The organism is Mesorhizobium sp. BR1-1-16 (genome assembly GCF_020165495.1).
In the GTDB taxonomy this organism is placed as follows: Bacteria; Pseudomonadota; Alphaproteobacteria; order Rhizobiales; family Kaistiaceae; genus Kaistia.
Genome location: NZ_JAIUIE010000011.1, coordinates 95,544 through 111,048, shown reverse-complemented (window position 1 = coordinate 111,048; position 15,505 = coordinate 95,544). Strand labels below are relative to the sequence as shown.

Below are 15,505 nucleotides of genomic sequence, written 5' to 3'. Positions count from 1 at the left end.
TCAGCGCCCCGCCCGGTCGGCGATGACGGCGATCATGCCGCCACCATCGGGTCCTTGATGCTCGGCGCCGCCGGAGACGAAAAGCGCCGTATCGTTCAGGATGCTCGCAGCGATAGCGCCGACCGCGCCGCGAATGTGGCGCTGCTCATTGATGTCGCCATCGTTGAGCATGGTGTGAGGCTTGCCGCGCACCATTCCGTCGCGTTGCGCCTCGCATTTGATGAAGGCAGCCTTCACGCGGGCGGCATCGGCGATCTGCGGGGCGGGCGGAAAGCCGAGCCTTTCGACCATCGCATGAATGCTCGCGACATCCAGAGCATCGCTCATCGTCGTGTGCTCGACGGCGAGCGAACCCGTCCATTGGCTGCTCATGCCGATGACGACGACCTCGTTTGCGACCACCTCGACGCCGGCCGAGATGCTCGCGACCGACGAGAAGAGAGAAAAGTCCTTCAACACGGCCGCCTCGACGGCCTTGTCAGCCGGAATTTCGCCAAGGGCCTTGGCGACGCCGAGCGCACATGCCGCCCGCCCGAAGCTCATGAGCTTGCCCGGATTGTCGGTCGCCGACGGCCGGCCTGCCTTCTGATCGGCCAGGATGTCGGCAAGGGTGAAAGCCGGACCCTTCACCTGGACAAAATGGACTTCGGTGATGCCGGCCTCGGCGGTGAGGCGCTCGACGCTCGATGCGACGGCGTCGATCTGCGCCTGCCGCCCGACATCGGAGGGCCGCATCGCCGCGGTGAAGCCGACACCGATTGCGAGGGCTTGCCCTCCGCCCACCGGCGCGTCGTCCGGGACGACCGTGAACACCGTGTAATGTGGCGAAAGCACGCCCTCGACGCCGCCCGAAAAGATGAACGGCACGCTCTCGCGCACGCTTTCGGCGCTGCGGCCGCTGCGGGCGCCGATCAGCAGCGAAAGGGACAGCATGAGATAGCCACGGGTGTAGTCGTTGACGAGACCGTTGCCATGGGTCTTGCCGATCACGGCGGCGATTGTCGACGGATCGATCGCGCCCGATGCGATCGCTGCATCGAGGCCGGACACGTCACTGGGATCGGACAGCGGGAAACGGTGGACATCGACACGCACGGCGCACTCCGGGAGAATTGAGGAAGGCGAAATGGAAACGTCAGAGGTCAGACGTCTAATGTCAACGCAATTGCTGCGTTGGTGCAAGTGCATTCTTGCGGCAGAAACGCAATCCGGACCTGCAAGCGCCTCCGAGACCAGACGACCTGCGATCGAGCGGATAGCGGGGGCGCCCGATGGCCATGTTCAGGCGCCGGAGAAGACATAGATCGAGTGGACATAGCCGAAGGCGAGCGCGCCATACCAGGTAACGACGAGCGCCAGCATCACCGCCATGACGGCATAGCTCGCGACGGTCATCCGCGGGCTTTCGACGAAGGTGCGCTGCGGATAGGCGCCGAACGCGCGCGATTCCATCGACATCACCATCATCGAGGCCTTCCGCAGGCTGCCGACGAGCAGCGGCATCGCATAGCGCTTCATCTCGCCGATGCGACTCGCGAGACCACGCTTGCGCACGACGCCGCGCACAGCCTGGGCGGCGCGGATCGTCTTGATCTCGGCCTCGATGGTCGGAACGATCCGGAGTGCGATGAAGAAGGCATAGGCGACGCGATACGGCACACGCATCTGCGTAACGAGCGCAATCGCGAGTTCCCGCGGGTCCGTCGTGCGGACGAAGACGAGCGACGACAGGATGATGGTGTAGATGCGCAGCGCCGAAGCAAGCGCGTAGTCGGCGCTTTCCGCATAGATGGGATGGCCAAGCACGGTGAAGGCGACATGCGTGCCGGGCAGCGTCAAGGTCTGGATGACCCAGAAGCTGACGCAGGCGATGCCGAAAAGCCAGGTGCCGCGGAAGATCACCAGCGGCGAGATGCGGCCGAGCGCCAGCGCCGTGAACAGCACCGCAAGCGCGATGAGGATCTGCACCCACGCAATATAAGCGCCGAAGGCAAGCAGCGAGATAGCGACCAGCCAGGCGAGCTTCGTCAGCGGATCGAGCCGGTGAAAGAACGAATTGCCGGATCGGAACTGGAATGCGGTCGAGCGGTTCATGCGCTGCGCCCTTCTGTGCCCGTGATCATGTCGACGAGATGCGGTAGCGAGAGCGTCGGCTGCACACGATCCGGCCTCTCCGCGGCGAGCGCACAGCTGATCTCGAAGACGGGCGGCGCGAGGAGACCCGCTTCCTTGATGAGGTCGGTATTGGCGAACATCGCCTGGGGCAAACCGTCAAAACGCAGCCGTCCGCCGGAGACGACGAGCGCTCGGTCAGCCCATTCGGCAACCAGGCGGACGTCATGCGTGATCATGAGGATGGTCGTGCCATAGCGCTCGCGCAGGCGCGCCATCAGCCCCATCAAGAGTTGCGCGCGCTCGTGGTCCTGCCCGATCGTCGGCTCGTCGAGCACGAGCAGGCGCGGTTCGAGCACCAGCATCGTGGCGACGCTGAGGCGACGTCGCTCACCGAGGCTGAGGCTGAAGGGCGACTTGTCGCGATAACGCTTGAGATCGACGATATCGAGCACTTCGCCGACCCGCTCTTCGATCGCATGATCGGCATAGCCGCGGACCACGAGCCCATAGGCGATCTCGTCCCATACGCGATCGGTGACGAACTGGTGGTCGGGATTCTGAAAGACGTAGCCGATCTCGGCCGAGATATCGCGCGCCGACAAGCCGGTGATGTCGCGCTCGCCCAGCATCAACGTGCCCGGCGGCGGCGCATTGATGTGCACCAGCAGCCTGGCGAGCGTCGTCTTGCCCGAACCGTTCCGCCCGCAGAGTGCAACGATCTCGCCCTCGCCGAGCGTGAAGTTGATGTCGGTCAGGATCGGCTGCTTGCGCTCATAGCCGAAGCTCAGATTGCGCACGGTGAGGAGCGGCTTCTCCGACGGGGGAATGGCGGCTCGCTCGGGCAAGGCCGCGCGCGCCCCGCTTGCAAAATGGGCTTCCGCGAAACGCACCGCCTCGTCGACATTCAGCGGCAGGTCGGCCGAGGGCGCCGGCGTCCCGCTGGCATCGGCCAGCGCCAGGGCGAATTCGGCAGCCTGAGGGAACCAGGCGCTGGACGGCACCGCATCCCCCTCCTCCGAATGCGCGGCCCTCCGCTTCGAAAAGGCGCTTCGCGGATCGCCGTCGAAGACAATGGATCCACGATCCATCATCACGACCCGCGTCACGCAGTCGGCAAGCTCGTCGACGCGATGCTCCACCATGACGATGGTGGTGCTCGCCTCGCGATTGAGCCGCCGCAGCACGCCGAAGATCTCGGCCATGCCGTTCGGATCGAGATTGGCGGTCGGCTCGTCGAGAACGAGCAGGCGCGGCCGCGCGGCGAGCACGGCAGCCACCGAGACGCGCTGCTTCTGACCGCCTGAGAGATCGAAGATCGAGCGGTCACCAAAACCGTCCAATCCGACGAAAGCCAGGGCTTCGGTCTGGCGGGCGACGATCTCGTCGGCCGGGCGACAGAGATTTTCGAGGCCGAAGCGGACCTCATCCCGGACAAGCGTATTGATGATCTGCGCTTCGGGGTCCTGGAACACCATCCCGACCTCGGTCGCGAAGCTGGCGACGCGGGTTTCCACGACGGACTTCCCGCAGACGAAGGCGTCCCCTTCGAGCCGGCCCCGCAGCGTATGCGGGATGGTACCGTTGAGCACTTGCAGCAGCGTGCTCTTGCCGCAACCGCTCGGCCCGAGGATCAGGACGAACTCGCCGTCGCCGACCTCGAGCGAGATATCGCGCAGCACCGGGTCGACCTCGCCCTCATAGGCGTAGGAGATGCCACGAATATCGACGACCGAACCTTCGGCGGCCATGGCCGCCCGGACGGAAGACGGCGCAACGGTGATCTCCTGGGCATCGTTCACGTCGAGGCTGCGGAGGCTCGCCATGCCTGCGGTGTTATCGACTGCCAGTTCCATCGCGCCGTCTCCTTTGGCTTTGCTGAGCTCAGGCTGGGGAACGCTGGGCGCTCACCGGGGCTTCGGCGGCAGCGAGCGCCGTACCGCGCAGGACGCCGGCGCGGGCAAGGGCGTGGGCGATCGGCTTCACCAGGATGATGGCGTAGACCGCGCCGGATGCGATGCGGATAGCGAGTGCGAGCATGTTGTAGCTGATGCCCATATCGCCGACACCGAAGAAGTAGACCTCGGGGATCTGCTGCAGGATCGGGGCCAGCGCGCCCGAAAGCGCCACCACCGACAGCGTCCACTTGCGATAGCCGTAGAAGGCGAAGCCGAGATCCGACATGAAGCCCTGCAGGAAGCCGGCACCGAGCACCATGATGCCGTTCGGATTGCCCGAGAGGACCTGCGCCACGCCGTTCATGGTCTCCGCGATCGTCGCGGCGCCCGGCTTGCGGATGATGTAGCCGCAGAGCGGGCCGGCAATATAGAAGCCGCCACAAACGGCCGCGAAGGCCAGGAAGCCGTAGCTGCCCGAGAAGGTCATGAACAGACGGCCAAGCATGGCATTCGGCGTGCCGAGGACGCCGTTGATCACGCCGATGATGGCCATGATCACGATTTCCATCAGCGTGAATGCGACGAAGAACTTGCCGTTCGTCCGGTTCATGAAATAGGCGATCGCGGCGAGCACGATGCCGATCACGGCGACGATCAGATAGAGCATCCCAACGGTCATGGGTTTGGTCCCGCAGCTTGGAGGAAGGTCCATCGCGGGCCGCTTCTGCCCTTGGCGGGCCGCGTTGCCGCAGCGGTTCAAACACTGGATTCCCGCCCCGGTCGATGAGCTGTCGCTTCACCTCGGCCCGGAGCGGAGGACCCGTAGATCCGACCGCCAAATGAATAATGCATTCATTTTTTGGGGTCAGCCAGTTGAAGATGTCATCAATGGCCGAGGCTTTTGCCGCAATTTTGGGCAGGCTAAGTTTTGACCATCCGTAGCCGTCTATTCAGCCGCGAGCACGGACGGATGCTTGCGCTCCGCGAGAGCCAGCATGGCCTGTTCGACGCCGCCGCTGCGATGCGGCACCGAATTGGCGCTCAGTCCCATCTCGATCGCGGCCAGCGTGCCGAGCAAAGCAGGATCGTTGAAATCACCGAGATGGCCGATGCGGAACACCCGGTCGGCCAGTCGGCCAAGACCATTGCCAAGGGACACGGAGGATCGATCGAGGATACCCGACCGCAATTGGTCAGCGGAATGTCCGGACGGCATCCGGACCGCGGTCAGGGACGGCGAAGCCTCGCCCGGATCGAGCGCCTGGATTTCGAAACCCCATTGCGCCACGCAGCGGCGTACGGCGGCTGCGGCGCGCAGATGCCGCTCGAACATGGCATCGAGCCCCTCTTCGGCGATGAGGTCGAGCGCGACCCGCAGCCCCTGCAGGAGGTTGGTCGATGGCGTATAGGGAAAATAGCCGGTTCGGTTGGCCGCCAGGATGTCTTCCCAGTCCCAGAAAGCCCGCGGCAGCCGGGCTGAACGCGCGGCCGCGCGTGCTTTCTCGGAAACGGCATTGAAACTGAGGCCCGGCGGCAGCATCAGTCCCTTCTGGGAACCGCCCACAGTGACGTCGACGCCCCATTCGTCGTGCCGGTAGTCGATCGACGCCAGCGACGAGATCGTGTCGACGAGCAGCAAGGCCGGATGCCCGCTGCGATCGATCGCGCGGCGGATGGCTGCAATGTCGGAGGCAACGCCCGTCGACGTCTCGTTGTGGACGACGGCGACAGCGCGGATGGTATGGCCACGATCCTCTGCCAGCCGCGCCCCGATCGCCTCGGCATCGGCGCCGCTTCGCCAGTTACCCGGGATCAGTTCGACATCGAGGCCGAGCCGTTCGGCCATGCGGCTCCACAGCGTGGCGAAGTGGCCAGTCTCGGCCATGAGGACGCGATCGCCTGGCGAGAGCGTGTTGACCAGCGCCGCCTCCCAGGCCCCCGTGCCAGATGCCGGGTAGATGACCACCGGGCCTTCGGTGCGGAAAACGTGCCGGATACGCTCCAGCACGTCGAGCGCCAGAATGCGGAACTCCGGGCCTCTATGATCGATGGTGGGGAGAGCGATGGCGGAGAGGATCCTGAGCGGCGTATTGGTCGGACCGGGGATCTGAAGGAAATGGCGGCCGGGCACACGGCTCATGGCAGAGAGTCTCCTGTAGGCGCCATGGCCGGCGCTCATTGATCGGTGGCCGGCGCGACGCGCCGGACCTATCCCATTATGCATAATGAATGCAAAATGGCACCAGCAATGATCGGACACTTTCGCGCGCAGGCGCCACCTCACGGAAATTCCGGCTTGCAGCGCTCGATTCAGCCATACCCAGCGCCGCAGCGGCCCCGCCATGGGCAAATGCGGACAGCCGGGTCTTGGGATCGAGCCGCATTTTGAATTCATACCAAACTGCGCAGTTGCGCCTCAGCCGGCTTCCCCCCATCTTGCAACAATCAGAGATTATCCAGGACATCCCGGAATTGAGTCCGTCCGACACAGCGCTCGTGGAGCGCCCTGCATCCATCGGCCGCCGCTATCTGCATGACGAGGTCGTGGTCAGGCTGCGCGAGTTGATCCTTTCGGGCGAACTCGAGCCGCGCTCGCGCGTGAACGAGGCGGACCTCTGCCGGCGATTCGATATCTCGCGCACACCGCTGCGCGAGGCGATCAAGCTGCTGGCGGCCGAGGGACTGCTCGACCTCCTCCCCAATCGCGGCTCGCGCGTCGCGGCGCTATCGGCGCAGGAGATCGAGGAGGTGCTCGAAGTCGTCGCCGCCCTTGAGGGCGCCGCAGGAGAACTCGCCTGCCTCCATATCACCGACGAGGAAATCGCCGCGATCGAAGTCCTGCACGCATCAATGGTCGATGCCTGGCAACGGCGCGATCCACCGCCCTATTTCGAGCTGAACCGGCGGATCCACGAGGCGATCATGGCAGCCTCGCGCAACAATGCCCTGCAGGGCGTCTACGCCACCATGTCAGGGCGCATCCAGCGCGCCCGCTATGCTGCTTCCAAGACGCCGGAGCAATGGGCGCTCGCCATCGCCGATCATGAGGAGATGATCATCCTCTTGAAGGCACGCGACGGCGCCACGCTCGGCTCGCTGATGCGGCGCCATGTGCGCAGCAAGCGGCCCGTGATCTCAGCTGCTTTCGGCAACGCCTGAGTCTTCCGACCGAAGCGACGTCGCGTCACGGCCTGCCTGTCGATCTCCGTGGAAGGCCTTTCTCTGTCATTGCCGGGCTCGATCCGGCAATGACAGAAGAGCGGACAGTGGTGCGACGCGAGCCCTGAATGTCGATCCGTCCTAGGCCAGAGGACGATCGATCACCGCCGGCAATCGCGCCAAGCGCCTGGCAGCTCACGTCAAACCGCAGCGAAGCCCGACGCAGGTCGATGGCCTATGGCGAGCCGGATCCTGACCGACCATCGATGCATCCGCTGAACTGACCGCCCGTCGCGGCAGCCTGATCATTAGGCATGGCGCAAAAGCCATCAAAACGATCATCAGTTTGGCTTGACGACGGACATCAAACGTTTAACTAATGATGGCCGCTGGGAAAGGGCGACCTTCAACGCCCGCGCAGACAAAGCCTTCACAGGGGACCGACCATGTTCAGGAAGATGCTATCCGCCGCGGCGATCTTCGCAGCGCTATCGGGTTCCGCCTTTGCCAAGGAGCCCATCACGCTCTGGTTCTGGGGCGCGCCACCGAATCTGCAGGACGCCCTGCAACAGGCGCTGATCGATCCGTTCAACGCCTCGCAGGACAAGTATGAGCTGACGCTCGATTACAACAACGACGTCGACAACAACGTCCGCGTCGCCGTTCTGGCCGGCGAAGGACCCGATCTCGTCTATACGTCCGGCCCGTCCTATATCGCGCCGCTGGCCAAGGCCGGCGCACTTGAGCCGCTCGACGACTATTCGAAGAAATATGGCTGGGGCGAGAAGCTGCTGAAGCCGGTACTCGATACCTGCAATCAGCTCGGCCATCTCTACTGTATGCCACCCTCGCTGATCTCGGACGGCATGTTCTACAACAAGGCCCTGCTCGCTGAGAAAGGCTGGGCGGTGCCCAAGACCGCCGCCGAACTCGAGACGATCATGAAGGCGGCGCAGAACGACGGCCTCTATGCCTCGGTCACCGGCAACAAGGGCTGGCAGCCGGTCAACGAGAACTACGCCTCGATCTTCATCAACCAGATCGTCGGTCCGACGAAATTCTATGACATCCTCGCCAATGGCGCGCCGTGGGACTCCGCCGAGATGAAGAAGGCGATCGATGAGTCGGCACGCTGGTTTCAGGCCGGCTATCTGGGTGGGAAGGACTATTTCTCGCTCAACTTCGACCAGTCGATCTCCCTGCTCAGCCAGAAGAAGTCGCCGTTCTTCTTCGCGCCGTCGATCGGCTTCCAGTGGGCCACGAACTACTTCACCGGCGACCAGGCGGGCGATTTCCAGTTCGCGCCATTCCCGCAGATGGATCCGAGCGTCCCCTATCCAATGTATGACCTCGGCGTCGCGTTCACTCTGTCGATCAACGCCCATTCCAAGAACAAGGACGGCGCTGCCGAAGTGCTGAACATGATCTTCAGCCCGGAATTCGCCGCCCGCATGGCGAAGGTCTGGCCTGGCTATTGGGGTATTCCGCTCAAGGATTTCCCGAAGGACCCGGAGGCCACCGGCCTGACCAAATCGTTCCTCGATGCGATGGGCGCCATCTCCACTGCCGTCGACAAGGGAACGTTCGGCTTCAAGATCGGCACCTTCTTCCCGCCGGCGACCGGTGAGTTGATGTACAAGGATATCGAGGCCGTCTGGCTCGGCAAGGAGACGTCCGAGGAGATGCTGAAGAAGGCATCGGCGCTCTATGCCGAGGAGAAGGCCAAGGGCCTGACCCAGCCTTATCCGAAGCCGGCCCCCTGAGCCCTGCCAGCGACCGGGACGGCGGCCCGCATGGCTGCCGTCCGTCTACCGCGCCGGGCGCGGTGCCGGATCGCGCGAATACCCACCACCGGACCAGCCAGATTTCGAAAGAGCCGCTGATGTCGACCTTCGCCCCTTCCATGCGCGAGCAGGTGCTGGCCACGCCATCGGCCCTGCTCGACGCCTTCGACACGCTGGAGCGCACGGCGCGGCTCGTGCTGACGACGCCGCAGATCTATCGCACGCGGCGCATCCTGCTGACCGGCAGCGGAGACTCCTATTTCGCCGCCAAGGCCGCGGAATTCGCCTTCATGGCTCATGCCGGCCTGCCGGTCGAGATGCGTTCCCCGCTCGATGCCGGGCGCTACCATGCGCAGCTCGCCGACCGTCGCGACCTCGAGAACACGCTCGTCATTGCCCTGTCCAATTCCGGGGCCGCTGCCCGCGTCGCCGAGGCTGCGACGCTCTATCGTGCCGCCGGAGCGCCTGTGCTGGCCGTGACGAAGGCAGAAAAAGGCCGGCTCGCCGGCATCGCGTCGCAAACCCTGGTCCTGCCAATCCCCGAGCTGCCGCCGGGCCCGGGCTTCGGCCCCTATCTGTTCGCACAGACGGCTTTGCTGCTCCTCGCGATCCGGATCGGCGAGGTGCGGATGCGGATCACCATGGACGAGGCGCAGGCGCTCCGCGCATCGTTGAAGGCGACGATCGCCGCAATGGCGGCGTCGATTGAAGCCGCCGATACCTCGGCGGCAGCGCTCTGCGCATCGGTCCTCTCCCGGCCGATCGTCGAATTTCTCGGTGCTGGCCCAGACTTTGCGGTCGCGGACTATGGCGCCGCCAAGCTGTTCGAGGCGGTCGGTCATCACGCCTATGCGCGTGATCTCGAAGAGTGGACCCATCTCAACTATTTCGACGGCCGGCCGGAGGAGATCGCGACGGTGCTGGTCATCGCCGCCAACAGCCGGGCGCAGAGCCGCGCCGTGGAACTGCTCGACTACATGAACCGCCTCGGCCGGATGATCACCGTCGTGGGCGGCGGGCCGGCCGCCGACAAGGCCATTCGCCTCGGCCACACAGCGATTGCCGTCAGCGGTGACGTTGACGAGCTGTGGTCGCCGATGCTGCTGAGCGCGCCTTTGGCGCTCATCGCCGCCCACGCGCCGCAGTCCGCCAATCGCCGTCTCGGCTCCGAGCGATGGGCCGACAGCGCCGACGCGTCAACCGTCCAGAAAAGCGAGATGTGGGAGCCGCGCACGTGACCCTGTCCAATCACAAGCTGGAAACGCTGGCGAACGAGGCTTACGAGATCACCGCGACCATTCGCGAGGCGGTCTCTGCCAGCGGCGTCGCGGAGGGCCTCTGCGTCGTCTTCGTGCCGCATACGACGGCGGGCCTGTCGATTACCTCGTTCTGGGACCCCAAGGGTCTTGAGGATATCCACGATGACATCAATCGCCTGGTGCCGACGCGGATCGACTTCAAGCATCAGTTCGACACGCCGCAGGATGCCGCCGGACACGTCAAGTCGGTCATTGTCGGCGTGAGCCTGACATTGATCATCATGAACGGCCAGCCGCTGCTCGGCCATTCGCAAGGCGTGTTCTTCAACGAATTCGACGGGCCGCGGCAGCGCCAGTTCTTCGTCAAATGTTCGCGGGACTGAGCCTTTCGTCATGATGGCGGGCCGTGATCTCATCGCCTCGGCGGCGCTGATCGACACACTCCTGTTCGCCGATGGCCGCGCAGAAGAGAATGTCGCCGGAGGCGCCGGGCTCTACGCGCTGGCCGGCGCCGCGCTGTTCAGCGATGGCGGGCTGCTCGTGACCGGTACCGGCGAGGATTACGTCGACGCCTTCGGACCCTGGATGGCCCGCAATGGCCTTTCGACCGATGGGCTCCGTCTGGCAGACCCGCACACGCCGCGCAACCTGCTGCGCTATATCGACGAACGGACGCGGACCGAAACGCCCATGTTCGGCGCCGCGCATTTCCAGCGCATCGAGCCACGCGTATCGGACATCGAGCGTGTGCTGGACGGAGCGCGATCGCTCTATGTCTTTCGAGATACGGGGGCTGCATTCTGGGATGATCTCCTCGCCTGGCGCCGGCCCCGGCCGAAGATTGTTCTCTGGGAAATCAGTCTCGATGCGTGCCTGCCGGAGGAACTGCCGCGCATCGTAGCGCTCCTGCACCATGTCGACGCCTTGTCGCTGAATCTTGAGGAAGCCGGCCATATTCTCGGCCTCGACGATGAAGAGGCGATCTGCGCGCGCGTGGCGCAATGGCCGGCCCCCTCGATCTTCCTGCGCGCCGGCAGCCGCGGCAGCTACGCGATCGAGCGCGGCGCCGTTCATTTCGTGCCCAGCCTTGCCGTCGAGGCCGTCGATGTGACCGGCGGCGGCAACGCCTATTCCGGCGCAGCGCTGGTGGGCCTCGCCGAGGGCGCAGGCTGCATCGGCGCCGCCGCATTCGGCACGGTCGCGGCCAGCATCGCCATCAGCCAACTCGGACTGCCGGAGCCAAGCGACCCCGGGCTCCGTTCCCGCGCTCGACGCGATGCCGCGGCACTCGCCCTCGCAATCACCCAGGAGGCATGCACGTGAAAAAGGTCATCATCGATACCGATCCAGGGATGGACGACACCATCGCCATGGTTCTGGCCGCCAAGTCCCCGGAAATCCAGCTGCTCGGCATCTCCAGCGTCGCCGGCAACTATCCGCTCGACGTGACGACGACCAACGCGCTGAAGACCGTCGAACTGCTCGGCCGCACGGATATCCCGGTCGCGCGCGGCATGGGCAAGCCTTTGGCGCGGCCGCTTCCGCCCGATCCGTTCTCGCATGGCTCCGACGGACAGGCCGAGGTCCACCTTCCGCAGCCGACAACGAAGCCGGTGGCCCAGCACGGCGTCGACCAGATCATCGACATCGTTAGCGACCATCCCGGCCAGGTGACGATCATCACGCTCGGACCGCTGACCAATGTCGCGATGGCCTTCATGAAGGAGCCGGGCATCGTCCCGCTCGTCAAGGAAGTCGTCTCGATCGCCGGCTCGTTCGGCCTCAACAAATATGCCTTCGCCAACGCGACCGGCGACACGCCGCAGAGCGAATGGAACGTCTATGTCGATCCCGAGGCGGCCAAGCTGGTGTTCGAATCCGGCGTGCCGGTGCGAGCGGTCGGCCTCGACGTCGCCACCCATTTCGACATCAACTTCTCGGAAGCCGAACTCGCGGCACTGAAGGCATCGGGCCGCAAGGAAGCGAACATCGCCGAGCAGATGGTGCGCTTCGTCCAGGGTCGCGGCTTCGAATCCTATTGCGTGCTGATCGACTCGATGGCGGTCGCGGCCGTCATCGATCCAAGCCTGATCGGTACGCTGCCGGCGCGGGTCGGCGTAGAGACGCGCGGCGAGCTGACCCTCGGACAGACGGTCGCCGATTTCCGCCATCACCATGGCTGGGCGCATCTGCCGGAAATCCAGGTCGCGGCGACGGCTGATTATCGCCGCTTCCTCGATCTGCTCCTCAAGACGCTGATGGATTGACCATGGATCGCGCAACGCAGGAAAAGATCTATGCCGGCGTTCTCGGCAAGATCCTCGGCGTCTATCACGGCCGGCCGGTCGAGGGCTGGTCCTACGAGAAGATCCGCGACACATTCGGCGAGGTCGACTACTTCGTCAACGGCAAGCTCAGCCTGCCGATCATGCTGCCGGACGACGACATCTCCGGCACGTTCGCCTTCTTCCGCGCGCTTGAGGACCACGGCTATCCGAAGACGCTGACGCCGCACCAGGTTGGCCAGACCTGGCTCAACTACATCATCGAGGAAAAGACGATCCTCTGGTGGGGCGGGCTCGGACGGTCGACGGAGCACACCGCATTCCTCAACCTGAAGAATGGCATCGACGCGCCCCAAAGCGGCAGCCACGCCCAGAACGGCCCATGGATTCCGGCGCAGATCGGCGCCCAGATCTTCATGGACGCCTTCGCGCTCGCCGCGCCGAATGATCCCGATCGCGCCGCGCAGATGGTGCGTGCAGCCGCCTCGGTCAGCCATGACGGCATCGCACTCGACGCGGCCGTGCTGCTCGGGACGATGGAGGCGATGGCCTTTTCGGAGCAGAATGTCGACCGCCTGCTCGATGCCGGCCTCCGCTATGTCAGCGACCGGCATCTTCTCAACGTCGTCGACCAGATCCGGGCCGAATGCGCCAAGACGGATGACTGGCACAAGGTCCGCGCCTGGATCGCCGGCCATCACGGCTATGACCATTATGACGGTCCGTGCCACATGATCCCCAACCATGCCATCGTGTTGATGGCCCTCCTGATGGCCGGCGATGATTTCGGCCGCTCGCTGATGATCGCCACCAGCGCCGGCTGGGACACCGATTGCAATGCCGGCAATGTCGGCTGCCTCAACGGCGTCCGGCTCGGACTGGCAGCGCTCGACAAGGGACCGGACCTCCGCCGTCCGGTCAGCGATTTCCTCTATGTCGTAACCTCCGACGGCGCCTCCAGCATCAGCGACGCCGTGCGGGAGACCCGCGGCATCGTTGCGGCGGCGGATGTTCTGGCCGGACGGGAGCTTCCGCCCGCCTGTCCCCGCTTCGGCTTCGACTATCCGGGCTCGACGCAGGGTTTTGCCCCCTGCCCCCGCCATGTCGGCCGCCAGGGTGTACTGCTGCTGAGCAATCCGGAGGGCGCATTGACCGTCCAGCTACAGGGCCTGTCGCGCGGCGTCACAGGCACCCTGTCGACGCCGGTCTTCGTCGAACCTTTCGCGGCAACATCCAGCTTCGCCATGGTGGCGAGCCCGACGCTTTATCCGGGCCAGACGGCAACGGCGCGGATCACGGCCCCGGCCGGCGTCAAGGCGCGGCTCTATGCGCTCTATTACGCCGCCGGCGACGACATCGCCCGCCTCGACGGCGACTGGATTGCGCTCGGCGATGCCGACATGGCGGTTTCCTGGACCGTGCCGCAGACCAACGGCCTGCCGCTCTATCGCCTCGGCGTCGAATTCGGTTCCGACAGCCGCTTCGACGGCGAGGCGACGATCCACTCCGTCGACTGGAGCGGTGCGCCGGAGACCTATGAGATCAAGGGCATGCTGATGCCGTCGATCTGGAACCTGGCGCCGTTCTGGATCCGCGCCTTTGTCAGCTCCGCCCGGCACTTCGCTCCGGATTTCAAATACACGCTCTGCGTCTCCCACCCGTTCGATAATGGTCTCGTCACGACCGGCAGCCGCGACTGGGATAATTATTCGGTGGCGAGTTCGATCGACTATTCGATCAATGACGGCGGCGGCCTCATCGCCCGCTCGCGCGGACATCGCCGCTACTATGCCGGCATGCTCAAGGGCAACGAAGCCTGCATCGTCCGCCGATATGACGACGAGGTTGAGGTTCTGGCCCGGGCGCCGGTCGCAAGCGGCGCAGTGGGCAAACGCGACCTGATGTTTAGCCTCAACGGCGATGACCTCCACCTGTCGGTGGACGGCGTCGAGTGCTGCGCTGCCCGGGATGACCGCTTCCAGTCGGGCGCAGCAGGCTTCATCGTCGAGAAGGGAACCATCGTTGCCGACGGCTTCCTTGTCCGCGCGATCCACCGAAAGGGAGCATCAGCATCATGAGCCGAGACGAGGTCGCCAGCCGCGCCGGCCTGGCCGATATCCATCAGCGCTATGCCTATTGGAACCATGTGCCGCATCGCGGACTAACGGTGGACGGCCGGCCGGCGATGACCCGGATCGACCCGGACAAGGTTGGCGACTTTGTCCTCGTCACCGTTCGCGATCCCCTCATTCAATATGTCGGGGATCCTGCGCGCCACATCGCCGGCCTGTTGGATGATGCCGAGGTCATCGGCGAATCCGGCATGTTCACCAGCATTTCCGGCACCTATGAGGGCGCGCGGATCACCGTGGTCAGCGGCGGCAGCGGCTCGTCGGAGGCCGAGTTGCTGCTCTACGACTTCATGGAGTTCTCGAAGGCCAGCACCTATCTGCGCGTTGGCGGATCAGGCGGCATCGGCACCCATGTGAAGCCCGGAGATATCGTCGTTTCAAGCGGCGTCGTGCGCGAGGAAGGCATGACCCGCGCCTATGTCGACCGCGCCTATCCGGCGGCGAGCCATTACGAGGTCGTGGCGGCGATGGCGCAGGCCGCCGACGATCTCGGCACGCCCTATCACGTCGGCGTCACCCTCTCGATCGACAGCGATTTCGTCGGCGCCGGACGGCCGGGGGTCGGCGGCTACATGCAGCCTTGGAACATCGAGATGCTCGGCACCTACAACCGGGCCGGCGTCCTGAATGGCGACCGGGAGTCGGCCGCCGTCGTCACGTTGGCGGCGCTTTATGGGTTTCGCGGCGGCTCGGTATGCTCCGTCGCCGACAACGCGGTCATGAATCTCGATTTCTCGCATGGCGCCGGTCATGCCCGCGCCATCGACGTGGCCCTCAAGGGCTGCGCGATCCTCGATCGGATGGACAAAAAGCGCATCGCAACCGGCAAACGCTACTGGTTGCCGTCCATGGGAATGTGAGCCGCCCCCGCCTTAT

13 protein-coding genes are annotated in these 15,505 nt (G+C 64.8%); 8 read left to right on the top strand and 5 right to left on the bottom strand.

The window, feature by feature from the left end; genetic code table 11:
• The 5 genes from atzD to LB518_RS19895 form a co-directional block, all read right to left on the bottom strand.
• The gene (gene atzD / locus LB518_RS19915) at nt 1-1,095 is read right to left on the bottom strand and encodes a cyanuric acid amidohydrolase (RefSeq protein ID WP_224579561.1); all 1,095 of its coding nucleotides are present in this window, start codon (nt 1,093-1,095) and stop codon (nt 1-3) included.
• A 186-nt stretch (nt 1,096-1,281) separates the two neighbouring features.
• Entirely contained in the window at nt 1,282-2,094 is an 813-nt protein-coding gene (locus LB518_RS19910) for an energy-coupling factor transporter transmembrane component T family protein (protein ID WP_224579560.1), read from the bottom strand.
• Entirely contained in the window at nt 2,091-3,968 is a 1,878-nt protein-coding gene (locus LB518_RS19905; protein ID WP_224579559.1) for an ABC transporter ATP-binding protein, read from the bottom strand. The genes LB518_RS19910 and LB518_RS19905 overlap by 4 nt, the downstream gene beginning before the upstream one ends.
• A 28-nt stretch (nt 3,969-3,996) precedes the next feature.
• On the bottom strand, nt 3,997-4,689 hold the full coding sequence (locus tag LB518_RS19900) for an ECF transporter S component (RefSeq protein ID WP_224579558.1): 693 nt from the start codon (nt 4,687-4,689) through the stop codon (nt 3,997-3,999).
• A gap of 267 nt (nt 4,690-4,956) precedes the next feature.
• Entirely contained in the window at nt 4,957-6,150 is a 1,194-nt protein-coding gene (locus LB518_RS19895; protein ID WP_224579557.1) for a pyridoxal-phosphate-dependent aminotransferase family protein, read from the bottom strand.
• A 332-nt stretch (nt 6,151-6,482) separates the two neighbouring features.
• Here LB518_RS19895 and LB518_RS19890 point away from each other — a divergent pair, with 332 nt between their 5' ends.
• The 8 genes from LB518_RS19890 to LB518_RS19855 all read left to right on the top strand — a co-directional run bounded on the left by LB518_RS19890 (nt 6,483) and on the right by LB518_RS19855 (nt 15,489).
• A complete protein-coding gene (locus LB518_RS19890; RefSeq protein WP_224579556.1) occupies nt 6,483-7,169 on the top strand; it encodes a GntR family transcriptional regulator in 687 nt (228 codons plus the stop codon).
• 446 nt (nt 7,170-7,615) lie between these two features.
• Nucleotides 7,616-8,932, top strand: coding sequence for an ABC transporter substrate-binding protein (locus LB518_RS19885; RefSeq protein WP_224579555.1), 1,317 nt, complete (start codon nt 7,616-7,618; stop codon nt 8,930-8,932).
• Between the two features lie 119 nt (nt 8,933-9,051).
• On the top strand, nt 9,052-10,191 hold the full coding sequence (locus LB518_RS19880) for an SIS domain-containing protein (protein WP_224579554.1): 1,140 nt from the start codon (nt 9,052-9,054) through the stop codon (nt 10,189-10,191).
• The gene (locus LB518_RS19875) at nt 10,188-10,595 is read left to right on the top strand and encodes a secondary thiamine-phosphate synthase enzyme YjbQ (protein ID WP_224579553.1); all 408 of its coding nucleotides are present in this window, start codon (nt 10,188-10,190) and stop codon (nt 10,593-10,595) included. Before LB518_RS19880 ends, LB518_RS19875 begins: the two co-directional genes overlap by 4 nt.
• A 10-nt stretch (nt 10,596-10,605) precedes the next feature.
• A complete protein-coding gene (locus LB518_RS19870; protein WP_224579552.1) occupies nt 10,606-11,535 on the top strand; it encodes a carbohydrate kinase family protein in 930 nt (309 codons plus the stop codon).
• Nucleotides 11,532-12,479, top strand: coding sequence for a nucleoside hydrolase (locus LB518_RS19865; protein ID WP_224579551.1), 948 nt, complete (start codon nt 11,532-11,534; stop codon nt 12,477-12,479). The genes LB518_RS19870 and LB518_RS19865 overlap by 4 nt, the downstream gene beginning before the upstream one ends.
• 2 nt (nt 12,480-12,481) lie before the next feature.
• Complete coding sequence (locus LB518_RS19860) at nt 12,482-14,575, top strand: ADP-ribosylglycohydrolase family protein (RefSeq protein ID WP_224579550.1); 2,094 nt, start codon at nt 12,482-12,484, stop codon at nt 14,573-14,575.
• Nucleotides 14,572-15,489 carry a nucleoside phosphorylase gene (locus LB518_RS19855; protein WP_224579549.1) on the top strand — a complete coding sequence of 306 codons (918 nt, stop codon included), beginning with the start codon at nt 14,572-14,574 and terminating at the stop codon, nt 15,487-15,489. The genes LB518_RS19860 and LB518_RS19855 overlap by 4 nt, the downstream gene beginning before the upstream one ends.
• Nucleotides 15,490-15,505: the final 16 nt, after the last annotated feature.